Here is a 22,170-nt window from a genome sequence, read left to right on the forward strand (position 1 = left end):
TCCGACACCCGCAAATCTGCGGGTCAGGCCCAACAACCGTTGGGGCCTGACCCGCATTTCTCCCCCGTGCGCTGAACGTCCGCTGCAGACATCCGCCAACAACGCACTCGTACCATCAAGCAACGTCGCATCAAGCCGATAGCGTGTAAGACACTTCCGATCTGGCTGTGTGATATGGCGTTTTCCTTGTCGGAAACAGCCCGTTTATTGGGAAGTCACTAGGCTATACTCCCGCTCGCTTTGGACCGTCCGTCGGTCCGCTTCTTGAACCCGGTCATGCCGGCGTTGAACCCTTGAGGGCTGACTGTGAAGAACTGGACGTTGCGTCAACGGATTTTGGCGAGCTTCGCTGTCATCATCGCCATCATGCTGTTGATGGTGATCGTGTCGTTCAATCGCCTGCTGGTGATCGAGAGCAGCGGCGATGCCGTACGACTGGACGCGCTGCCCGGCGTTTTCTACAGCAGCACCGTGCGCGGCGCCTGGGTCGAAAGCTACGTAGCCACCCAGCATTTGCTCAGTGAAGGCGCCGGTCGCGACCTCACCAGCGCTGAAGAAGACCAGTACAAAGAATTCGAAGACCGCCTGCAGGCGCAGATCGTCAATTACCAGAAAAGCATCTTCGACGAATCGGATCGCAACGACTTCGCCCAGTTTCTGCAATTGCGCGAACGCTACCAGCTCGTGCTCAACGGTGTGCTTGCGGCTTATCAGGGCGACAACTACGCGCTGGCCCAACGGATTTTCGCCGAGCAACTCACCCCCACGTGGTTTGAGGGTCGTAAACAGCTGAACGCACTCGGCGCCAAGAACAAGGTGGTCGCCGACAAGGCGTCCGACGCCATTCAAGCCGCCGTCTCCAGCGCCAAAATCACCCTCGGCATTTCGTTGATCATTGCCTTGCTGGCGGCGGCGGCGTGCGGCCTGTTGCTGATGCGCGCGATTCTGGCGCCGATGAACCGCATCGTGCAGATTCTCGAGACCATGCGCACCGGCGACCTGAGCACGCGGCTGGCGCTGGATCGCAACGATGAATTCGGATCGGTCCAGACTGGCTTCAACGACATGGTCGCCGAACTTGCGGCATTGGTGTCCCAAGCGCAGCGCTCGTCGATTCAGGTGACCACGTCGGTGACCGAGATTGCTGCCACCTCCAAGCAGCAACAGGCGACGGCCACAGAGACTGCTGCGACCACCACGGAAATCGGCGCCACATCGCGGGAAATTGCCGCAACGTCCCGGGATCTCGTGCGCACCATGACCGAAGTAACCTCAGCGGCGGATCAGGCTTCGGTCCTGGCGGGCTCCGGTCAGCAAGGCCTGGCGCGCATGGAAGAAACCATGCACTCGGTCATGGGCGCGGCCGATCTGGTCAACTCCAAGCTGGCGATCCTCAATGAGAAGGCCGGCAACATCAATCAGGTCGTGGTGACCATCGTCAAGGTCGCCGACCAGACCAACCTGCTGTCGCTCAATGCCGCCATCGAAGCGGAAAAAGCCGGCGAATACGGCCGTGGTTTCGCCGTGGTCGCCACCGAAGTCCGGCGTCTGGCCGACCAGACCGCCGTGGCCACCTACGACATCGAGCAGATGGTTCGCGAGATCCAGTCTGCGGTGTCGGCGGGCGTCATGGGCATGGACAAGTTCTCCGAAGAAGTGCGTCGCGGCATGTACGAAGTGACCCAGGTCGGCGAGCAGCTTTCGCAGATCATCCATCAAGTGCAGGCCCTGGCGCCGCGTGTGTTGATGGTCAACGAAGGCATGCAGGCTCAGGCCACTGGCGCCGAACAGATCAACCAGGCGCTGGTGCAGTTGGGTGATGCCAGCAGCCAGACCGTCGAATCCCTGCGTCAGGCCAGCTTCGCCATCGACGAGCTCAGCCAGGTGGCGGTGGGGCTGCGTAGCGGCGTTTCGCGTTTCAAGGTCTGAGTCAGGCCCATGATCGAGCATTCAGCCAAGCGCAGCGCTGCGGTGTTGCCGAAGAACAAGCTGTTTCTGCTGTTCCGCATCGGCGCGGAACGCTATGCGCTGCAAGCGACAGAAGTCGCCGAAGTGCTGCCACGGCTGATGCTCAAGCCCATCGCCCAAGCGCCGCACTGGGTCGCGGGTGTGTTTGCCCACCGAGGTGCGATCGTCCCGGTCATCGATCTCAGCGCGCTGACCTTCGGCCATCCCGCCCCGTTGCGTACCAGCACACGGCTGGTGTTGGTGCACTACCGCCTCGGCGGCGATCGCCCGCCGCGTGAGTTGGGCCTGATCCTCGAACAGGCGACCGACACGTTGCGCTGCTCGCCCCATGAATTCAAAGCCTATGGTCTGGACAACTCACAGGCGCCGTACCTGGGCCCGGTGCGCGAGGACGAACACGGCCTGCTGCAATGGATACGTGTGGATGACTTGCTCAGTGACGCCGTGCGCGAACTGTTGTTTCCCGAGGAGCCCATGAGCCCGGATGCCTTCGAGGCGGCGCCATGAGCAGCGACGCGCGTTTCTTCGCCTTTCTCAAGGACCGCATCGGGCTGGACGTCGCGTCGGTGGGCGAGGCGATCATCGAGCGCGCCGTGCGTCAGCGCTGCACGCTGTCCAAGGCGCGGGACCACGACGACTACTGGCAGACGCTGCTGGTTTCGGCGGACGAGCAACAGGCGCTGATCGAAGCGGTGATCGTCCCCGAAACCTGGTTTTTCCGTTACCCGGAATCCTTCGCCACCCTCGGCAAGCTGGCCAACGCCCGGTTGGCGCAGCTCAATGGCGTGCGTCCGCTGCGGATTCTCAGCCTGCCGTGCTCCACCGGCGAAGAGCCTTATTCCATCGCCATGGCGCTGTTCGACGCCGGTCTGCGCGGGCCGCAGTTCAGCGTCGAGGCAGTGGACATCAGCCCGCTTTCGATACAGCGCGCGCGCCAGGGCGTGTATGGCAAAAACTCCTTTCGCGGCGACCAGCTGGGTTTCCGGGAACGTTTTTTCAGCGCGGTCGAGGAGGGCTATCGACTGGAGGAGCGGGTCCGTGATCAGGTCCGCTTTCAGTCCGGCAACCTGCTCGATCCCTCCATGCCGGTGGCGCAGTCGGCCTACGATTTCGTGTTCTGCCGCAACCTGCTGATCTACTTCGACGTCGACACCCAGCGTCAGGGTTTTGATGCGCTGAAACGCATGACCCGCGACGACGGCGTGCTGTTCATCGGTCCCGCCGAGGGCAGCCTGCTCGGGCGCATGGGCATGGTGTCGATTGGCATTCCCCAATCGTTCGCCTTTCGTCGGCGTGACGAGGCTACCACCGAACCCCACAGCGTCTGGACTGCCCCAGCCATGGCGCCGTCGCGAAGCGATTCATCGCCTGCTCAGCCAACGTCTGCTTACCCAACATCGGCCCTGTCGCGCGGCGCTCGTAAACCGCAGCCCTTTGCGCCGAGGTTGTTGAATGATCCTGCGCTGACCGAAGAACGCAGGGCTGCTCTCAGACCCGACATCAAAGCGGTGGCGGCGCCGGGCGCGGGCAACGGCGACGCTACCGAGTTATTGCACAGCATCGCGGCCCTTGCCAATGAAGGCCGCAGTGCCGAGGCGAAGGTGGCCTGTGAGCAGTACCTCAAGCGCTTCGAACCGGTCGCCCCGGTGTTTTACTGGCTGGGCCTGCTCAGCGAAGTGGCGGGGGACGCGAGCGCGGCACAAGGGTTTTATCGCAAGGCGTTGTATCTGCAGCCGCAGCATCCGGAAACCCTGGCGCAACTGGCCGCGCTGCTCGCCGCCCAGGGCGACAGCGCAGGGGCCCGGCGGCTGCAGGAGCGCGCGGCACGGGGTGTCACTAAAGAAGGACGCAGCGGATGAGTCGCGTACACACAGAGCTGGTCAGCGACACCGCCGAGGCGATCGACGACTGCTGGAACCGCATCGGCATCCATGGCGACCGGTCCTGCCCGCTACTTGCCGATCATATTCATTGCCGCAACTGCTCGGTGTACTCGGCAGCGGCAACACGCTTGCTCGACCGTTACTCGCTGGCCCAGGAGCAGCGCGTGTCGATGCACACCGATGCGCTGGCCGTCGACGTCGAAACCCGCTCGACCGTGGTGTTTCGTCTCGGCGAAGAGTGGCTCGGCCTGCCGACCCGGTGTCTGGTGGAAGTGTCGCCGGTGCAAGCCATTCATTCGCTTCCGCACCAGCGTTCACGAGCCTTGCTGGGCGTTGCCAATGTGCGCGGCGCCCTGGTGGCCTGCCTGTCGTTCGTCGAACTGCTCGGACTGGACCCTTCAGTCGCGCCGGTCGGGGATGCCCGCACAATGCCGCGCATGCTGATTGTTTCGGCAGACGGCGGTCCGGTGGTGGTGCCGGTGGACGAGGTTGACGGCATTCATGCCATCGAAGCGCGCCTGCTGGACAACGCCTCGGCGTCGGCACAGAACAGCAACGCACGCTTCACCCGAGGCGTCGTGCAATGGAAGAACCGCAGCCTGCGCCTGCTCGATGAAGACCAGCTCTTGTCGGCCGTGAACCGGAGCCTGACATGACGCCCGATCAAATGCGCGACGCGTCGCTGTTCGAACTCTTCACCCTGGAGGCGGAAGCCCAGACTCAGGTGTTGAGCGCGGGCCTGCTGGCCCTTGAGCGCAATCCGACTCAGGCTGATCAACTGGAAGCGTGCATGCGCGCGGCCCATTCGCTGAAAGGCGCGGCGCGGATTGTCGGGGTCAACGCGGGCGTCAGCGTTTCCCACGTCATGGAAGACTGCCTGGTCAGCGCCCAGGAAGGCCGATTGCACCTGCTGCCCGAGCACATCGACGCCTTGCTGATGGGCACCGATTTGCTGATGCGCATCGCCACGCCCGGCGCCAGCGTGCCTCAGGCGGATGTGGACGGCTATGTGGCGCTGATGAACAACATGGTCAGCGCCGATCCGGCCATGAAAGCCATGCTGGTGCCCACCGCGTTGCCTTCCCTTGAAGACATCCTGCTTGCCAACGCGCAGTCGCTGGTCACCTCGCTTCAGTCTGCGCAGGATTCGGCCGCCGAAGAACTGGCCGCCGCCGTCGTCGAGCCCGTTGCCGACCTGGCGCCTAAAGCAGATGGCCCCGGTGAACGACGTGTGGCCGAGACCGGGGAAAGGGTCCTGCGCGTCACTGCCGAACGCTTGAACAACCTGCTGGACCTGTCGAGCAAGTCGCTGGTCGAGACCCAACGGTTGAAGCCTTATCTGGCCGCGATGCAGCGGGTCAAACGCACTCAGACCGGCGCCACCCGAGCACTGGACAGTCTTGAAGCCTTGCTCGGCGCCAACACCGATCCCGACGCGCAAAAGGCGCTGGAGGAAGCGCGGCGTCTGCTCGGCGAAGCGCAGCATTTGCTGATTCAACAGACGGCCGATCTCGATGAGTTCGGCTGGCAGGCGTCGCAACGCGCGCAACTGCTCTACGACACCGCGCTGGCCTGCCGCATGCGCCCGTTTGCCGATGTGCTGGTGGGTCAGGCGCGCATGGTCCGGGATCTGGGGCGCTCGCTGGGCAAGCAGGTGCGCCTGGAAATCGACGGCGAAAAGACTCAGGTTGATCGCGATGTGCTGGAAAAACTCGAAGCACCGCTGACCCACTTGCTGCGCAATGCGGTCGACCACGGCATCGAGCTGCCCGCACAGCGCCTCGCCTGCGGCAAGCCGGCCGAGGGGCTGATTCAACTGAAGGCGTCGCACCAGGCCGGGCTGCTGGTGGTCGAGCTGATCGATGACGGCGCCGGCGTCGACCTCGAGCGCCTGCGCCTGAATATCATTGAGCGCAAACTCTCGCCCGCCGAAACCGCTGCGCAGCTGAGCGAAGAAGAACTGCTGAGCTTCCTGTTCCTGCCCGGTTTCAGCATGCGCGACACGGTCACCGAAGTGTCTGGCCGAGGCGTCGGGCTGGACGCGGTTCAACACATGATTCGGCAACTGCGTGGCGGCGTCGAAATGGACCAGCGCGCCGGGCAGGGCAGCCGTTTCCATCTGGAAGTGCCGCTGACCTTGTCGGTGGTGCGCAGTCTAGTGGTGGACGTTGGCGGCGAAGCGTATGCCTTTCCGCTGGCGCACATCGAGCGGATGCGTGACGTGCGCGCCGACGAGATTGTGCAGCTGGAAGGGCGTCAGCATTTCTGGCACGAGGAGCGACATGTCGGGCTGGTGGCCGCCACGCAGTTGCTTAACCGCCCGGCCAGCCAGCACAGTGAAGACGTGCTCAAAGTGGTGGTCATTCGCGAGCGCGATGCCGTGTATGGCGTCGCCGTGGAACGCTTCATCGGCGAACGCACGTTGGTGGTTCTGCCGCTGGATCCGCGCCTGGGCAAGGTTCAGGACATTTCCGCGGGCGCCTTGCTCGACGATGGCTCGGCGGTGTTGATCATCGACGTTGAAGACATGCTGCGATCGGTGGAGAAACTGCTCAATACCGGACGCCTGGCGCGCATTGACCGGCGCAGCCAGCAGGCGGACACCCAAGCCCGCAAGCGCGTGCTGGTGGTCGATGATTCGCTGACGGTGCGCGAGCTGGAGCGCAAGTTGCTGGCCAGCCGGGGTTACGAAGTCGCCGTGGCCGTGGATGGCATGGACGGCTGGAACGCCTTGCGCGGTGAGGATTTCGACTTGCTCATCACCGACATCGACATGCCGCGCATGGACGGCATCGAACTGGTGACGCTGGTGCGCCGCGACAGCCGCCTGCAATCGCTGCCAGTGATGGTGGTGTCGTACAAGGACCGTGAAGAAGATCGCCGTCGCGGCCTGGACGCTGGCGCCGATTACTATCTGGCCAAGGCCAGTTTCCATGACGACGCGCTGCTCGATGCGGTCGTTGAGTTGATAGGAGATGCGCAGGGATGAAGATTGCCATCGTCAACGACATGCCCATGGCAGTGGAGGCGTTGCGCCGCGCGCTGGCCTTTGAGCCGGCGCACCAGATTGCCTGGGTGGCCAGCAATGGCGCCGAGGCGGTGGAGCGTTGCGCGCAGCTGACGCCCGACCTGATCCTGATGGACCTGATCATGCCGGTGATGGACGGCGTGGAGGCCACTCGACGTATTATGGCGGCGACGCCGTGCGCCATCGTCATCGTCACCGTGGACCGCGAGCAGAATGTGCATCGGGTGTTCGAAGCCATGGGCCATGGCGCGCTGGACGTCGTCGATACGCCCGCGCTGGGTGCCGGCAACCCCAAGGATGCCGCCGCGCCTTTGTTGCGCAAGATACTTAATATAGGCTGGCTCATTGGCGAGCGGGACACGCGGGTTCGCCCTGTGCCGCCACCGGTGCGCGAGTCGGCACAGCGTCAGCGGTTGATCGCGATCGGCTCATCGGCCGGCGGCCCCGCTGCACTGGAAATACTGCTCAAGGCGCTGCCGACGGATTTCCCGGCCGCCATCGTACTGGTGCAGCATGTGGATCAGGTGTTCGCCGAAGGGATGGCGCAATGGCTGAGCAGCTCTTCGGGGCTGGAGGTCAGGCTGGCGCGCCATGGCGAGCCGCCGCAAGTGGGCACGGTGCTGCTGGCAGGCACCAACCACCATATTCGTCTGCTCAGGAACGGCACGCTGGCGTACACCGCAGAGCCGGTTAACGAAATTTACAGGCCCTCCATCGACGTGTTTTTCGAAAGTGTGGCCAGCTATTGGAATGGTGACGCAGTGGGTGTTTTGTTGACCGGCATGGGCCGTGATGGTGCGCAGGGACTCAAGCTGATGCGTCAGCGGGGCTTTCTCACCATCGCCCAGAATCAGGAAAGCTGTGCGGTGTATGGCATGCCCAAAGCGGCCGCGGCCATCGACGCCGCCACGGAAATTCGCTCTCTGGAATCGATTGCACCTCGCTTGAAGGAGGTATTCACCCAATGAATTTCCAGGTGATTTCACAGCCGACCTGTGACCAGGAGACCCCGAATGCATGATTTGCAACTGGACGATCTGCACGCCACGGATGAAAACGCTGCCATGGTGTTGCTCGTCGACGATCAGGCCATGATCGGCGAGGCCGTCCGACGTGGGCTGGCACAGGAAGAAAACATCGACTTCCATTTCTGCGCGGACCCCCATCAGGCGATTGCCCAAGCGATCCTGATCAAGCCGACGGTCATTCTTCAGGACCTGGTCATGCCCGGCCTCGACGGCCTGACGCTGGTGCGTGAGTACCGCAGCAATCCGAAGACCCGGGACATCCCGATCATCGTGCTTTCGACCAAGGAAGACCCGCTGATCAAGAGCGCCGCCTTTGCCGCCGGGGCCAACGATTACCTGGTCAAACTGCCGGACAACATCGAACTTGTCGCACGCATTCGTTACCACTCGCGCTCGTACATGACGCTGCTGCAGCGCGATGAAGCCTATCGTGCGTTGCGCGTCAGCCAGCAACAGCTGCTCGACACCAACCTGGTGCTGCAACGCCTGATGAACTCCGACGGCTTGACCGGCCTGTCCAACCGCCGTCACTTCGACGAGTACCTGGAGCTGGAATGGCGCCGTTCTACCCGTGAGCAGACGCAGATCTCGCTGTTGATGATCGACGTGGATTACTTCAAGGCCTACAACGACGCCTTCGGGCATCTCGAAGGTGACGAAGCCCTGCGTCAGGTCGCCAAGGCCATCCGCGCCAACTCCAGCCGTCCCTCCGATCTGCCCGCACGTTACGGCGGCGAAGAGTTCGCGCTGGTGCTGCCCAATACCTCCCCGGGTGGCGCACGTTTGCTGGCGGAAAAACTGCGCCAGACCATCGCCAGCATGAACATTCCCCACGTCGCGCCCAGCCAAGGCTCCAGCCTGACGGTCAGCATCGGTCTCGCCACTGTCGTCCCGCAAGTGGGCAGCCACAGTCGCCAGCTGATCCAGACTGCGGATCAGGGGCTGTACGCGGCGAAGCATAACGGGCGCAATCAGGTGGCGATGGGGTAGGGCGAGGACCCACATTCCTGCGCGCTCTGGGCGTAACCAGGTGATGTCCCCGCAAAGAACGACGATCACGACCCAGCCCTGCCCAACGGGCTGCCATCGGGGGGTTCGCTGCGCTATACTCGCCGGCTTTGTGAAAATCGCCTGCGAGTGCTGCCCACCATGGAAATCAACCCGATCCTAAACAGCATCAAGGACCTGTCCGAGCGCTCCGAAACCATTCGGGGGTATCTTTGACTACGATCACAAACATGATCGTCTGACCGAAGTTAACCGCGAGCTCGAAGATCCAAACGTCTGGAACAACCCGTCGTACGCCCAGGAACTGGGCCGCGAGCGTTCGCTGCTGGCGCAGATCGTCGACACCCTCGACGAAATGAGCACCGGCCTGGTGGATGCCAAGGACCTGTTGCTGATGTCCGCCGAAGAAGAAGACCAGGCCGCCGTCGACGACGTTGCCGCTGAAGTCGAGCGTCTTCGCGAGGCCCTGGAAAAACTGGAATTCCGTCGCATGTTCAGCGGCGAGATGGACCAGAACAACGCCTACCTGGACATCCAGGCCGGTTCCGGCGGCACCGAAGCCCAGGACTGGGCGAACATCCTGTTGCGCATGTATCTGCGCTGGGCTGACAAGCGCGGCTTCGACGCGACCATCATGGAACTGTCGGCCGGTGAAGTCGCCGGCATCAAAGGCGCCACGGTGCACATCAAGGGCGAATACGCATTCGGCTGGCTGCGCACCGAAATCGGCGTACACCGTCTGGTCCGCAAGAGCCCGTTCGACTCCGGCAACCGTCGCCACACCTCGTTCTCGGCCGTGTTCGTGTCGCCGGAAATCGATGACAACATCGAAATCGACATCAACCCGTCGGACCTGCGCATCGACACCTACCGCTCCTCGGGCGCCGGTGGTCAGCACGTCAACACCACTGACTCGGCGGTCCGGATCACCCACGTGCCGACCAACACCGTGGTCAGCTGCCAGAACGAACGTTCCCAGCACGCCAACAAAGACACCGCGATGAAGATGCTGCGGGCACGCTTGTACGAGCAGGAAGTGCAGAAACGCAACGCGGCCTCGCAAGCGCTGGAAGACACCAAGTCGGACATCGGCTGGGGTCACCAGATCCGTTCGTACGTGCTCGATGCCTCGCGCATCAAGGACCTGCGCACCAGCGTCGAACGCAGCGATTGCGACAAGGTGCTCGATGGCGACATCGACGAATACCTGATCGCGAGCCTCAAACAGGGCCTGTAATCGCCACACCACTGTTGCGGGTCGGGCGCGTCATCATGACGTCGCCGCCCGCGATCCTTCGTCGCGCTTCCCGGCCAGACGAAGGGCCACGAATCTGTGATGGATAATCAAGACATGAGCGACCAACAACTCGACCCGCAAGCCCAGCAACAGGAAGAAAACAGCCTGATCGCCCTGCGCAAGGAAAAACTTGCGGCCGAGCGCGCCAAGGGCAACGCCTTCCCGAACGACTTCCGTCGCGAAAACTACTGCAACGACCTGCAGAAACAGTACGCGGACAAGACCAAGGAAGAGCTGGCTGAAGCGGCGATTCCGGTCAAGGTTGCCGGGCGCATCATGCTCAACCGTGGCTCGTTCATGGTGATTCAGGACATGACCGGTCGCATCCAGGTCTATGTCAACCGCAAGACCCTGCCGGAAGAAACCCTGGCCTCGGTGAAAACCTGGGACATGGGCGACATCATCGCAGCCGAAGGCACCCTGGCCCGTTCCGGCAAGGGCGACCTCTATGTCGAAATGACGAACGTGCGCCTGCTGACCAAATCCTTGCGTCCGCTGCCCGACAAGCACCATGGCCTGGTCGATACCGAGCAGCGTTATCGCCAGCGTTACGTCGACCTGATCGTCAACGATGACGTGCGTGAAACCTTCCGCGTTCGCTCGAAAGTCATCGCCCACATCCGCAGCTTCCTGATGCAGCGCGACTTCCTTGAAGTCGAAACGCCGATGCTGCAGACCATCCCGGGCGGCGCAGCGGCCAAGCCGTTCGAGACTCACCACAACGCGCTGGACCTGGAAATGTTCCTGCGCATCGCGCCTGAGCTGTACCTCAAGCGTCTGGTTGTGGGTGGCTTCGAGAAAGTGTTCGAGATCAACCGCAACTTCCGTAACGAAGGCGTTTCGACCCGGCACAACCCCGAGTTCACCATGCTCGAGTTCTACCAGGCCTACGCTGATTACGAAGACAACATGGACCTGACCGAGGAGCTGTTCCGTGAGCTGGCCCAGCTGGTGCTCGGCAGCACCGACGTGCCGTACGGCGACAAGGTGTTCCACTTCGGCGAGCCGTTTGCGCGTCTGTCGGTGTTCGACTCGATCCTCAAGTACAACCCCGAGCTGACCGCCGATGACCTGAACGACATCGACAAGGCCCGCGCCATCGCCAAGAAAGCCGGCGCCAAGGTGCTGGGCTTTGAAGGTCTGGGCAAGCTGCAGGTGATGATTTTCGAAGAGCTGGTTGAGCACAAGCTGGAGCAGCCGCACTTCATCACCCAGTACCCGTTCGAAGTGTCGCCGCTGGCCCGTCGCAACGATGACAACCCGAACGTCACCGACCGCTTCGAGCTGTTCATCGGCGGCCGCGAAATCGCCAACGCCTATTCCGAGTTGAACGACGCGGAAGACCAGGCCGAGCGTTTCATGGCTCAGGTGGCGGACAAGGATGCGGGCGACGACGAGGCCATGCACTACGACGCAGACTTCGTCCGTGCGCTGGAATACGGTATGCCGCCGACCGCGGGCGAGGGCATCGGCATCGACCGTCTGGTCATGCTGCTGACCAACTCGCCGTCCATACGTGACGTCATCCTGTTCCCGCACATGCGGCCGCAAGCCTAAGCGTCAAAACAAGCCGCCTGCGCAGGGCGGCTTTTTTTTGTCTGTTCGTAGTGCGCGGCTGCATTTGGAAATGCTATCGCGAGCAAGCTCACTCCTACAGGGGCACTCCGCCGATTATAGGAGTGAGCTTGCTCGCGATGACGTCGGCGCAGACACCGCCGTAAGCTGACGTTGCTGTGATGTGAATGACTCGAAAAAAGGAAATCCAGTTGTGAACCGCACGATCGCTCAAAAGGGAGCCGCTGGCCTGGCCACGGCAGTCGCACAGAGTGTTCAGTACCAGGGCCGCAAGGCGAGTCGACAGGGAAGTGAACAGCGTCGCCAACAGATCCTCGATGCGGCCATGCGCATCCTCATCCGTGACGGCGTCCGGGCCGTGCGGCATCGCGCGGTCGCAGCCGAGGCGCAAGTGCCGCTCTCTGCCACCACCTACTATTTCAAAGACATCGATGACCTGCTCACCGATGCCTTCGCGCAATACGTTGAACGCAGCGCGGCGTACATGGCCAAGCTGTGGACCAACACCGAAGCGCTGCTGCGCGAGATGGTCGCGCGCAATGACGGCAGTGCCGAGGCCCGCGCCCGGCTGGCGGATGAGATCGCGCGCATGACCATGGAGTACGTGCGTCATCAATTGCTGACCCGTCGCGACCAGCTCATTGCCGAGCACGCCTTCCACCTCGAAGCGCTGATCAACCCGCGTCTGGCGCCACTGGTGAGTGCCCATCAGCAGATTTTGCTGCAGGGCAGCGCCCAGTTTCTTGAAGTCATGGGCTCGGTCCAGCCGCAACTGGACGCCCAAGTGTTGACGGGGCTCATCTGCCGGATGGAATATCAGGGGCTGCTCAACGGGCCTCTGCCCGGTGCAGACGAAGAAATGCTCGCTATTCTTACTCGCCAGATGCATCTGGTACTGGGCACTGCCAAGCCGATGGCTGGCTGATACCTCAAGGAGAACCCGATGAGAGTCTGGAGCGTATTGCTCGCCCTGTCGTTCGCGCTGTTGAGCGGATGCCTGGTGACGTTCAAGGACCCGATTCCGGTCAGCAACACCGCCCCGCCCAAATTGCTCGGCACCTGGAGCAGCAAAAATGCCTGGGGCGAGCCGCTCGAACTGGAAATCAGCCGCGCCGGCCCCGACCGCTACAAAGCGGTCAGCTACCGTAAGGGCGATCGCAAAAACCGTGACGAGTACGCCTTCACGGTGTCGCGCCACGGCAGTCGCTGGTACGTGTCCGCCGCGCTGCCTGAAAAATACGGCGGCAATTACGTCATCGCCGGTTTCGACCTGATCGACAATGAGAACGGCGCCGACGAACTGGTGGTCTATGACCTGGACCTGGAGCGGTTTCAGCAGTTGGTCGAGCAGAAGAGTCTCGACGGCGAGCGGGTCGATACGGTGAAGGGCGACGGTATGCTGATCTCAAGTCCCATGGACAAGGTCTTTGCCTACCTCGACGACCCGGCCAATTCCGACGTCTTTCTCAAAGCAGCTCAATATCAGCGCATGACCAAATAGCGCAAACGGTTCAATAAGGGGTACCGGGTGGACGAATACCAACAGACTATTCGCACGTTGTCCGATCGTATCGTGGTGGCGCAGACGCCGATTCGAATCCTTGATGCCGTGAAATGGGATGACAACATCCGCAAGACCTTCCTCGACGGCAAAGGCAAACACCTGCCGGAAGTCGACCGCGCGTACTACGAAAATCGCCCGCTGGGGTTTGATTCCGGCGCGGTGAAGCTGGAGTTCCAGAACATCGAGCGTGACATCACCCGGCAGTTGGGCCAGTTCAACCCGGTCGGGCAGATCATGCGGCGCATGTGCAAAGAGTACCGGATGGTCATCCGGATGCTTGAAGCCCGCGGCACTCCGGACTTCGGCCTGATCTCCCAGGAGCTGTACGGCGCGGCGTCCGATGCCTTCCACGCTGGCGACCCGACGCTGTCCGACCTCGGCATGATGCTCTCCGATTACCTGAACAACATCGCCGGTCGCGGGGACCTCAAGGATGAGCCGAAAATCCTGACGGCCAAAGACGCCGTCGCCATGCTGCAGACCCGGCTTAATCGCACGTTTGGCGAGGCTGAAGAGACGATCCGGGTGTTCGAATCCGACGGCATTGTGGCGGACGCTGCGGCCGGCGCCGATTACATCAAGATTCGCAGCGACGCGATGTTCAACGAACGTGATGTTCGGGCGCTTGAAGTCCATGAAGGCCTGGTCCACGTCGGCACCACGCTCAATGGGCAGAATCAGCCGATCTGCACCTTCCTGTCCAAAGGCCCGCCCTCGTCGACCGTGACCCAGGAAGGCCTGGCGATTCTGATGGAGATCATCGGTTTTGCGTCCTACCCGAGCCGCCTGCGCAAGCTGACCAACCGCACCCGCGCCATTCACATGGCCGAGGAGGGCGCCGATTTTTTGCAGGTGTTCGACTTCTACCGCGAGCAAGGCTTCGGCATGTCGGAAAGCTACGGCAACGCCAGTCGGGTATTCCGGGGCTCGGTACCGAATGGGCTGCCATTCACCAAGGATCTGTCCTACCTCAAGGGCTTCATCATGGTCTACAACTACATCCAGTTGGCCGTGAGAAAGGGCAAGCTGGAGCAGGTGCCGCTGCTGTTCTGCGGCAAGACCACGCTGGAGGACATGCGCACGTTGCGTCAGCTGGTGGACGAAGGCCTGGTGGTGCCGCCCAAATACCTGCCCGACCAGTTCCGCGACATGAACGCGCTGTCGGCGTGGATGTGCTTCTCCAACTTCCTCAACCACCTGAGCCTGGACCGGATCGAAGCGGACTACTCGAATATTCTGTGAGTCTGTGGGCGCTGATGAATCGGCGCCTCTGTCAGGTCTCCCGTCGTGTGCAAATCCAGAATCGAAGGACATCGCTTGAAGCGTCTTCTTACCTTGCTCCTGGTCATCTCCCTCAGCGGCTGCAGCGAATGGCTGTTCTACCCGGAACGCGGTCTGCCGCTGACGCCGGACAAAGCCCACCTCGCCTGGCGCGATGTCACCCTCACGGCGGCCGACGGCACCAAACTCAACGCATGGTTTCTGCCGGCCAAGCCCGGCGTGCCGGTGAAGGGCACGGTGCTGCACCTGCATGGCAACGGCGGCAACATGGCCTGGCATCTGGCGGGGAGTTGGTGGTTGCCGGAGCAGGGCTACCACGTGCTGCTGGTGGACTATCGCGGTTATGGCCGGTCCGAAGGCGAGCCGAGTCTGCCGGCGATTTATCAGGACATCGATGCGGCCTTTGACTGGCTGAACGCTGCGCCCGAGGTACAGGGCAAACCGCTGGTGGTACTCGGGCAAAGCATCGGCGGGGCGCTGGCCGTGCATTACCTGTCCGAGCACCCGCAGCAGCGCGCGCGGGTCAAGGCGCTGGTGCTCGATGGCGTGCCGGCGAGCTATCGTGAGATGGCGCGCTATACCCTCAGCACGTCGTGGCTGACGTGGCCCATCAAACGGCCGCTGTCGTGGGTAATCCCCGACGGCGACAGCGCCATCAACGGCATGCCGCAGCTCAAGGGCACGCCGATGCTGCTGTTCCAGAGCCTGGACGACACGCTAGTGCCGCTTCACAACGGCATCAGCCTGTATCAGGCCGCACCGCCGCCGCGTGTGCTGCAGCTGACACGCGGCCCTCACGTCCAGACCTTCGGCGACCCCACATGGCGCGAGGTCATGGTTCGCTATCTGGATGATCCGCAGCACTTCAACGGCCTGCGCAGGCTGGGGGAAATTCCGAATTATCCTGACCCTCAAACCGGCAAGTCGGCGCCATCCTCTCCATAGCCTGCGGAGCAGCACCGCGAGCGATACTTCGTATCACTCGCATTTTAAAACTGCCACAAAAAAGCCCCGCCTGTTTCGCAACAGGCGGGGCTCTTTATTTGCGCTACAACCGCATTACTTCATCGAAGAGCGCGGTGCTACTGGCTGGTTGTCGTTGGAAATGGTGACTTCCACGCGACGGTTCATGGCACGGCCCGAGGCGCTGGTGTTGTCAGCAACCGGGTACTCCTTGCCATAACCCTGGGCAACGATACGCTCTGGGCCTACGCCCATTTTGATCAGAGCCATGCGCACGGAGTTGGCGCGGCGCTCGGACAGGGAGTCGTTGTAGGCCGCGGAACCGGTGCTGTCGGTGTAGCCTTCAACGATGACTTTGCGATCAGGGTTTTCCTGAAGGAACTGGGCCAGCTTGTTGACGTTGACCAGACCCGAAGACTTCAGCTCAGCCTTATTCAGGTCAAACAGTACGTCGCCGAAAGTCACCAGCGTGCCGCGTTCGGTCTGCTTGGCGTTCAGGCTGTTCTGCAGGGCCTTGATCTGAGCGTCGCGAGCATCCAGACGAGCCTGGGCACGTTGGGCCGCAGCGCCTTTCAGATCGTTTTCAGCGGTCTTCAGGTTGATGGTCTGCTTGGCCAGCTCAACGCGCTGGTTGGTCAGATAAGCCAGTTGGTCGACCTTTTTCTGGTCATCGTTGTTGCGGTACGCGGCATCTGCCTTGTCCAGCCACTCGCTGGCGTCTTTGGTTTCCAGCGCAGCCAGTTCAGTGGCTTTAGGGTTGCTTTGCAGCGCCGAGTAGTTGGTGCGGGCTTGTTCCAGGTTTACGTTCGGCTGCGACGAGCACGCCGCCAGACCAACGCTCAAAGCCAGCAGGGCAGGAATAAGTACTTGTTTACGCATAATATTTTCGTCCTTTAACTCAATGGCCAATGCTTGAACTGCGAAGCGTTACTGTGTGACAGGCTGAACCTGACGCATGCCTTCTTCACGCAGCTCATTGACGCCCTGACGAGCATCCTGCACCGCTTTCTGTGCCTTCGCGGCCTGAGCCTTACGCTCGGCTACACGTGCATCCCACTCGGCCTGCTCGGCGTATTTACGAGCTTCGTCGTATTTCTTTTCCTGCATCGCCAGTTCGGCTTGCTTGAACTTGTCCTGAGCGGACTTCATTTCAACGGCAGCGTATTCGGTAGCGCCGGCGGTGACAGCGGCATTGACGGCCGACTGGGTCACGGCGTACTGCTCGCTTGGAGGATTGCCTGCGCAACCAGCCAGAAGAACGCTGGTGCCCAGCGCCAGTGCAGCCATCTTCAGCCCGCGCAGGCGATTGAACGTTGGTTTGGCAGTGCTGGTGTTCATGGTGGTCAACTCCATTTCTTAACTCCTGAAAACTGGTTGTTCCATTTCAGCAACAGCCCACGCGGATGGATGGTGTTGCGTCGCTTCCGCAGTCATCTGACGGCTTTACTGGAATGGCTAACTGCTCGGACCGCTGCGTTTTTTGATTAGTTCAGACATTTTTCTAAACATGCGGTCAGCTTTTGTTACGTGTTGTAAAATTGACGCGAGAAAAATGACGTCGATTTGCCTGCGTGAAAACCGGCCCGAGAGGCCCGCAGAAAAATCTGACGTAGCAAAAACGACGTCGCCCATGCACTCGTCACAGGTCTTCCCGATCGGAAATTTCCTGCAGATGGCGACGCGATAGCTCGAGAAACCGGGGCGTGGGGCCGACGTCCTCGTAAAGCGGATTGCCTTCCTCGTCGGTGGCGACCACATGCTGACCGCGCACGTAAGGGAAGCTTGCCTCCAATTCTTCCAGGGCGGCACCGATCAGTTCGCCGAGCAATTCTTCAGGCGTGCGCTTGGGGTACATCTCGGCAATCGCCGCAAGCCGCGCGGCCGCCTCAACATCCAAATGAATAGCATAGGCGGTCTCGGTCAGACGTCCCTTGGCATTTCGTTCCCACTGTTCGGCGAGCTCTCGGATCTTCATACATACCTCATCGGTTCCCGCGCCAGGGCGGGCGTTGGACATGTGGCTGAGCCACGGTCAGGCGTGACTGAGACGGGCTTCCCCGGCGGTGAAAGTGCGTCGAGGGTTGCGTATGGACATCAATTTGTCGCTCTATACACACCAATAGAAACGAAACCCCGCAGGGCGTTCCGTTCGGCAGCAGCGAATGGACCCCTGCAAGGACTCGCCGGTAAAAACAATAAAGCTGAAGGAGAGAGCTGGATGGCTGATATCGATGCACGATTGCGCGAGGACGTTCACCTGCTGGGTGAGCTGTTGGGCAACACCATTCGTGATCAGCACGGCGCTGATTTCCTCGAGAAGATCGAGCGCATCCGCAAAAGCGCGAAGGCTGACCGGCATGCGTCGACCCAAGGCACCGAGCAACTGAGTTCCAGTCTTGAAGGCCTGGGCGAAGATGAGTTACTGCCGGTCGCGCGCGCGTTCAACCAATTCCTCAATCTGGCCAACATCGCGGAGCAGTATCAGCTGATTCATCGTCGTGATGACAGCAAGCCGCAGCCGTTTGAATCCCGTGTGCTGCCCGAACTCTTGGAGCGCCTGAAGCAAGCCGGGCAGACCCCCGAGGCGCTGGCGCAGCAATTGACCACGCTGGAAATCGAACTGGTGCTGACCGCGCACCCGACCGAAGTTGCGCGACGCACTCTGATTCAGAAGTACGACGCCATCGCCGCGCAGCTTGTCGCCCTCGATCATCGCGACCTGAACCGTCACGAGCGCGAGCAAATCACCGAACGCTTGCAGCGGTTGATCGCCGAGGCGTGGCACACCGAAGAAATCCGCCGCGTCCGACCCACGCCCGTCGACGAGGCGAAGTGGGGGTTTGCGGTCATCGAAAATTCCCTGTGGCAAGCGATCCCCAACTACCTGCGCAAGGCCGATCAGGCGCTGCACGCTGCGACCGGCCTGCACCTGCCGCTGGACGCGGCGCCGATTCGTTTCGCTTCCTGGATGGGCGGCGACCGCGACGGCAACCCCAACGTCACCGCTGCCGTCACCCGCGAGGTGCTGCTGCTGGCGCGCTGGATGGCGGCCGACTTGTATTTGCGCGACGTCGATCAGCTGGCCGCCGAGTTGTCGATGCAGCAGGCCAGCCCGGCGTTGATGGAAGCCGCGGGCGACAGCGCCGAGCCTTATCGCAGTGTGCTCAAGCAGCTGCGTGAGCGGCTTCGGGCCACGCGCAATTGGGCCCACGCCTCACTGAGTGTCACCCAGGTCGCACCGGAAGACGTGTTGCACGACAACCGCGAACTGCTCGAGCCCCTGCAGCTGTGTTTCGACTCGCTGCATGAATGCGGCATGGGCGTGATCGCTGATGGTCCGCTGCTCGACTGTTTGCGTCGCGCGGTGACGTTCGGCCTGTTCCTGGTGAAGCTCGACGTGCGCCAGGATTCCACGCGGCACAGTTCGGCCATGAGCGAGATCACCGAATACCTCGGGCTAGGCCGCTATGACGAGTGGGATGAGCCGACGCGCATCGACTTCCTGCTGCGAGAGCTGGACAACAAGCGACCGCTGCTGCCGGCCCATTTCAGCCCTGAAGCGGACACGGCCGAAGTGCTGGCGACCTGCCGCGAAGTGGCGGCTGCGCCGGCGGCATCGCTCGGTTCCTACGTGATCTCCATGGCCGGCGCAGCCTCGGATGTGCTCACCGTTCAACTGTTGTTGAAGGAAGCCGGGCTGCAGCGCTCCATGCGCGTGGTGCCGCTGTTCGAAACCCTTGCTGACCTGGACAATGCCGGCCCGGTGATCGAGCAGCTGTTGAGCATTCCTGCCTACCGCCGAGGCCTGGAAGGTCCTCAGGAAGTCATGATCGGCTACTCGGATTCGGCGAAGGACGCCGGCACCACGGCTGCGGCTTGGGCGCAGTACCGGGCCCAGGAAAAACTGGTTGAAATCTGCCGCGCGCAAGAGGTTGAGTTGTTGTTGTTCCACGGTCGCGGCGGTACGGTCGGTCGCGGTGGCGGCCCGGCACACGCGGCGATTCTGTCGCAGCCGCCGGGTTCTGTGGCAGGGCGCTTCCGCACCACCGAGCAGGGCGAGATGATCCGCTTCAAGTTCGGCCTGCCCGACATCGCCGAACAGAATCTCAACCTTTATCTGGCCGCCGTGCTGGAAGCCACTTTGCAACCGCCGCCGATGCCGCAACCGGCCTGGCGTCAGGTGATGGACGAACTGGCGGCAGACGGCGTGAAAGCCTATCGCGCCGTGGTGCGGGAAGACCCGGAGTTCGTCGAATACTTCCGCCTGGCCACGCCGGAACAGGAGCTGGGCAGATTGCCGCTGGGCAGTCGTCCGGCCAAGCGCCGCGAGGGCGGGGTCGAGAGCCTGCGCGCGATTCCGTGGATTTTCGCCTGGACCCAGACGCGCCTCATGCTGCCCGCGTGGCTGGGCTGGGAAAACGCGTTGAGCAAGGCGCTGGAACGCGGTCAGGGTGATCTGCTCGCCGAGATGCGTGAGCAATGGCCGTTTTTCCGCACTCGCATCGACATGCTGGAAATGGTGCTGGCCAAGGCCGACAGCGACATCGCCCAGCTCTACGACGAACGTCTGGTGGAGCCCAGACTGCTGCATTTAGGCACGCATTTGCGCGGCCTATTGTCGCAGGCGTGTGACGTGGTGCTTGGCCTGACGGGCCAGTCCCGGCTGTTGGCCCACAGCCCTGAAACGCTGAAGTTCATCAGCCTGCGCAACACCTACCTCGACCCTCTTCATTTATTGCAGGCGGAGTTGCTGGCGCGCTCCCGTCAGCAGGAGGCGAGTCTGGACAGTCCGCTGGTGCAGGCGCTGCTGGTGTCTGTTGCAGGCATCGCCGCCGGATTGCGCAACACCGGCTGACGGCCAGGCAACCCGGCCGAATGAACACGACGCCTTTCATTCGGCCGCACCTCGATCGTCGCGAGTGATGCGGCGTCACCCAGTTGCACGAGGTCTCACCCTTGTGCAGATCGATGCCAAGCTACTGGTTTTTCGCGGGTTACTGCGACTTTCGGCGTCTTGTGCGGCATGAATCGGCTGTGTATCTTGATCAGCCTTTGGCCGTTGGGTCAGTAAAATTTTGCGATTGGCCCCATTTAGGCGAATCCGACGATATCTCTATAAAAATTTGAGGAGCACAACAATGCGCGTGATTCTGCTGGGAGCTCCCGGGGCCGGCAAAGGTACTCAGGCAAAGTTCATCACTGAGAAATTCAACATTCCGCAGATCTCCACCGGCGACATGCTGCGCGCTGCGGTCAAGGCCGGTACCGAGCTGGGCCTGAAAGCCAAAAGCGTCATGGATAGCGGCGGCCTGGTCTCCGATGACCTGATCATCGGCCTGATCAAGGATCGCCTGTCCGAGCCTGATTGCGCTGGCGGTTGCCTGTTCGACGGCTTCCCGCGCACCATTCCTCAGGCAGAAGCCCTGAAGAAAGCCGGCCTGGCCATCGATCACGTCATCGAGATCAAGGTCGATGACGAAGAGATCGTCAAGCGCATCTCCGGTCGCCGCGTTCACGAAGGCTCCGGCCGCGTTTACCACACCCTGTATAACCCGCCGAAGGTTGACGGTGTGGACGACGTTACCGGCGAGCCACTGGTTCAGCGCAAGGACGACGTCGAAGCCACTGTTCGCCATCGCCTGTCGGTCTACCACTCTCAGACCAAGCCGCTGGTAGATTTCTACACCAAGCTGCAGACGCAGGACGGCACACCGAAGTGCAGCCACATCGAAGGCGTGGGCACGGTCGAGCAGATCACCGCCAAGGTGCTTGAAGCCCTGAGCTGATTCGCGTCTCACGGCATTGAACAACGGCCCGCTTGCGGGTCGTTGTTGTTTATAATGCGGCACTTTTTTCGCACAACGATGGAAACCCCGATGACCACCTTGCTGGCCCTGGACACCGCCACTGAAGCCTGCTCAGTCGCTTTGCTGCATGACGGCAAAGTGCTGACTCACTACGAGGTGATCCCGCGCCTGCACGCGCAAAAACTCCTGCCGATGATCAAGGACCTGCTGGCCGAGGCGGGCATTGGCCTGTCGGCGCTGGACGCCATCGCATTCGGCCGGGGCCCGGGCGCGTTTACGGGCGTGCGCATCGCCATCGGGGTGGTGCAGGGGCTGGCCTTCGGTCTGGATCGCCCGGTGCTGCCGGTGTCCAATCTGGCGGCGCTGGCGCAACGGGCCTTTCGCGAGCAGGGCGCTACTCAGGTCGCGGCCGCCATCGACGCGCGGATGGACGAAGTCTATTGGGGCTGCTATCGAGAAGTGGCGGGGGAGATGAAGCTGATGGCTGAAGAGGCCGTCATGCCACCGGAAATGGCTGCTTTGCCAAGTGGAGCGACGGGCGATTGGTTCGGGGCCGGCACCGGCTGGGGTTACGCCGAGCGCATTGCCGCCGTTGTCAGTGCCCAGGACGCCACACTGTTGCCCCACTCGCAGGACCTGCTGACTCTCGGCGCTTTCGCCTGGCACCGTGGCGAAGCCGTCGTCGCTGACGACGCCCAGCCGGTTTACCTTCGCGATAAAGTGGCCACGCCAAAGGCGCGTTGAGGGATGGCCACGGAATGCAGAAAC

19 protein-coding genes are annotated in these 22,170 nt (G+C 62.0%); 16 read left to right on the forward strand and 3 right to left on the reverse strand.

Translation table 11 applies throughout. From position 1 onward, the window contains the following. The first annotated feature begins 366 nt into the window (after positions 1-366). The 13 genes from AC07RO_RS08780 (at position 367) to AC07RO_RS08840 (ending at position 15,577) form a co-directional block, all read left to right on the forward strand. Positions 367-1,929: a methyl-accepting chemotaxis protein gene (locus tag AC07RO_RS08780; protein ID WP_244655837.1), complete on the forward strand. Its 1,563-nt coding sequence runs from the start codon at positions 367-369 to the stop codon at positions 1,927-1,929. A gap of 9 nt (positions 1,930-1,938) precedes the next feature. Next, on the forward strand, positions 1,939-2,475 hold the full coding sequence (locus tag AC07RO_RS08785; RefSeq protein ID WP_495085842.1) for a chemotaxis protein CheW: 537 nt from the start codon (positions 1,939-1,941) through the stop codon (positions 2,473-2,475). Beyond that, positions 2,472-3,827 carry a CheR family methyltransferase gene (locus tag AC07RO_RS08790; RefSeq protein WP_495085843.1) on the forward strand — a complete coding sequence of 452 codons (1,356 nt, stop codon included), beginning with the start codon at positions 2,472-2,474 and terminating at the stop codon, positions 3,825-3,827. The genes AC07RO_RS08785 and AC07RO_RS08790 overlap by 4 nt, the downstream gene beginning before the upstream one ends. Then, complete coding sequence (locus tag AC07RO_RS08795; protein ID WP_495085844.1) at positions 3,824-4,507, forward strand: chemotaxis protein CheW; 684 nt, start codon at positions 3,824-3,826, stop codon at positions 4,505-4,507. Before AC07RO_RS08790 ends, AC07RO_RS08795 begins: the two co-directional genes overlap by 4 nt. Beyond that, positions 4,504-6,840 carry a hybrid sensor histidine kinase/response regulator gene (locus AC07RO_RS08800; protein ID WP_192170791.1) on the forward strand — a complete coding sequence of 779 codons (2,337 nt, stop codon included), beginning with the start codon at positions 4,504-4,506 and terminating at the stop codon, positions 6,838-6,840. Before AC07RO_RS08795 ends, AC07RO_RS08800 begins: the two co-directional genes overlap by 4 nt. Beyond that, on the forward strand, positions 6,837-7,847 hold the full coding sequence (locus AC07RO_RS08805) for a chemotaxis response regulator protein-glutamate methylesterase (protein ID WP_192170792.1): 1,011 nt from the start codon (positions 6,837-6,839) through the stop codon (positions 7,845-7,847). Before AC07RO_RS08800 ends, AC07RO_RS08805 begins: the two co-directional genes overlap by 4 nt. Positions 7,848-7,892: 45 nt before the next feature. After that, complete coding sequence (locus AC07RO_RS08810; RefSeq protein ID WP_192170793.1) at positions 7,893-8,897, forward strand: response regulator; 1,005 nt, start codon at positions 7,893-7,895, stop codon at positions 8,895-8,897. 159 nt (positions 8,898-9,056) lie between these two features. Continuing rightward, a protein-coding gene (gene prfB, locus AC07RO_RS08815) for a peptide chain release factor 2 (RefSeq protein ID WP_108120905.1) occupies positions 9,057-10,152 on the forward strand; the annotation gives its coding sequence in 2 pieces (ribosomal slippage) (positions 9,057-9,128 and positions 9,130-10,152; 1,095 coding nt in all). 114 nt (positions 10,153-10,266) lie between these two features. After that, entirely contained in the window at positions 10,267-11,769 is a 1,503-nt protein-coding gene (gene lysS, locus AC07RO_RS08820; protein ID WP_065990265.1) for a lysine--tRNA ligase, read from the forward strand. Between the two features lie 211 nt (positions 11,770-11,980). Further along, the gene (locus tag AC07RO_RS08825; protein ID WP_463583754.1) at positions 11,981-12,712 is read left to right on the forward strand and encodes a TetR/AcrR family transcriptional regulator; all 732 of its coding nucleotides are present in this window, start codon (positions 11,981-11,983) and stop codon (positions 12,710-12,712) included. Positions 12,713-12,730: 18 nt separating this feature from the next. After that, a complete protein-coding gene (locus AC07RO_RS08830; RefSeq protein WP_495085845.1) occupies positions 12,731-13,288 on the forward strand; it encodes a hypothetical protein in 558 nt (185 codons plus the stop codon). A 27-nt stretch (positions 13,289-13,315) separates the two neighbouring features. Continuing rightward, positions 13,316-14,593, forward strand: coding sequence for a flavohemoglobin expression-modulating QEGLA motif protein (locus tag AC07RO_RS08835; protein ID WP_074892251.1), 1,278 nt, complete (start codon positions 13,316-13,318; stop codon positions 14,591-14,593). 75 nt (positions 14,594-14,668) lie between these two features. Next, positions 14,669-15,577, forward strand: a complete 909-nt coding sequence (locus AC07RO_RS08840) for an alpha/beta hydrolase (RefSeq protein ID WP_495085846.1) — start codon at positions 14,669-14,671, stop codon at positions 15,575-15,577. 114 nt (positions 15,578-15,691) lie between these two features. Here AC07RO_RS08840 and lptF read toward each other — a convergent pair whose 3' ends face one another. From lptF to AC07RO_RS08855, 3 genes are all read right to left on the reverse strand, one after another. Next, a complete protein-coding gene (lptF, locus tag AC07RO_RS08845) occupies positions 15,692-16,474 on the reverse strand; it encodes a lipotoxin F family OmpA-related lipoprotein LptF (RefSeq protein ID WP_192170798.1) in 783 nt (260 codons plus the stop codon). A 48-nt stretch (positions 16,475-16,522) separates the two neighbouring features. Beyond that, positions 16,523-16,948, reverse strand: a complete 426-nt coding sequence (locus AC07RO_RS08850; protein WP_074893253.1) for a DUF4398 domain-containing protein — start codon at positions 16,946-16,948, stop codon at positions 16,523-16,525. 286 nt (positions 16,949-17,234) lie between these two features. Further along, a complete protein-coding gene (locus AC07RO_RS08855) occupies positions 17,235-17,570 on the reverse strand; it encodes a pilin assembly protein (protein WP_495085847.1) in 336 nt (111 codons plus the stop codon). Positions 17,571-17,813: 243 nt separating this feature from the next. On the opposite strand from AC07RO_RS08855, the gene ppc reads away from it, so the two are divergent. The 3 genes from ppc (at position 17,814) to tsaB (ending at position 22,146) form a co-directional block, all read left to right on the forward strand. Continuing rightward, the gene (gene ppc / locus AC07RO_RS08860; RefSeq protein ID WP_495085848.1) at positions 17,814-20,450 is read left to right on the forward strand and encodes a phosphoenolpyruvate carboxylase; all 2,637 of its coding nucleotides are present in this window, start codon (positions 17,814-17,816) and stop codon (positions 20,448-20,450) included. Between the two features lie 283 nt (positions 20,451-20,733). Beyond that, on the forward strand, positions 20,734-21,381 hold the full coding sequence (gene adk, locus AC07RO_RS08865) for an adenylate kinase (RefSeq protein ID WP_346625552.1): 648 nt from the start codon (positions 20,734-20,736) through the stop codon (positions 21,379-21,381). A 90-nt stretch (positions 21,382-21,471) separates the two neighbouring features. Then, positions 21,472-22,146, forward strand: coding sequence for a tRNA (adenosine(37)-N6)-threonylcarbamoyltransferase complex dimerization subunit type 1 TsaB (tsaB, locus tag AC07RO_RS08870; protein ID WP_423571781.1), 675 nt, complete (start codon positions 21,472-21,474; stop codon positions 22,144-22,146). The last annotated feature ends 24 nt before the right edge of the window (positions 22,147-22,170 follow it).

Source organism: Pseudomonas sp. GW821-FHT07F05, from assembly GCF_059418765.1.

What these genes read in the sequence shown, in the direction of transcription:
- AC07RO_RS08780 (WP_244655837.1), top strand. Translation starts at nt 367, where the DNA reads ATGCTGTTGATGGTGATCGTGTCGTTCAATCGCCTGCTGGTGATCGAG.
- AC07RO_RS08785 (WP_495085842.1), top strand. Translation starts at nt 1,939, where the DNA reads ATGATCGAGCATTCAGCCAAGCGCAGCGCTGCGGTGTTGCCGAAGAAC.
- AC07RO_RS08790 (WP_495085843.1), top strand. Translation starts at nt 2,472, where the DNA reads ATGAGCAGCGACGCGCGTTTCTTCGCCTTTCTCAAGGACCGCATCGGG.
- AC07RO_RS08795 (WP_495085844.1), top strand. Translation starts at nt 3,824, where the DNA reads ATGAGTCGCGTACACACAGAGCTGGTCAGCGACACCGCCGAGGCGATC.
- AC07RO_RS08800 (WP_192170791.1), top strand. Translation starts at nt 4,504, where the DNA reads ATGACGCCCGATCAAATGCGCGACGCGTCGCTGTTCGAACTCTTCACC.
- AC07RO_RS08805 (WP_192170792.1), top strand. Translation starts at nt 6,837, where the DNA reads ATGAAGATTGCCATCGTCAACGACATGCCCATGGCAGTGGAGGCGTTG.
- AC07RO_RS08810 (WP_192170793.1), top strand. Translation starts at nt 7,893, where the DNA reads ATGCATGATTTGCAACTGGACGATCTGCACGCCACGGATGAAAACGCT.
- lysS (WP_065990265.1), top strand. Translation starts at nt 10,267, where the DNA reads ATGAGCGACCAACAACTCGACCCGCAAGCCCAGCAACAGGAAGAAAAC.
- AC07RO_RS08830 (WP_495085845.1), top strand. Translation starts at nt 12,731, where the DNA reads ATGAGAGTCTGGAGCGTATTGCTCGCCCTGTCGTTCGCGCTGTTGAGC.
- lptF (WP_192170798.1), bottom strand. Translation starts at nt 16,474, where the DNA reads ATGCGTAAACAAGTACTTATTCCTGCCCTGCTGGCTTTGAGCGTTGGT.
- AC07RO_RS08850 (WP_074893253.1), bottom strand. Translation starts at nt 16,948, where the DNA reads ATGGAGTTGACCACCATGAACACCAGCACTGCCAAACCAACGTTCAAT.
- AC07RO_RS08855 (WP_495085847.1), bottom strand. Translation starts at nt 17,570, where the DNA reads ATGAAGATCCGAGAGCTCGCCGAACAGTGGGAACGAAATGCCAAGGGA.
- ppc (WP_495085848.1), top strand. Translation starts at nt 17,814, where the DNA reads ATGGCTGATATCGATGCACGATTGCGCGAGGACGTTCACCTGCTGGGT.
- adk (WP_346625552.1), top strand. Translation starts at nt 20,734, where the DNA reads ATGCGCGTGATTCTGCTGGGAGCTCCCGGGGCCGGCAAAGGTACTCAG.
- tsaB (WP_423571781.1), top strand. Translation starts at nt 21,472, where the DNA reads ATGACCACCTTGCTGGCCCTGGACACCGCCACTGAAGCCTGCTCAGTC.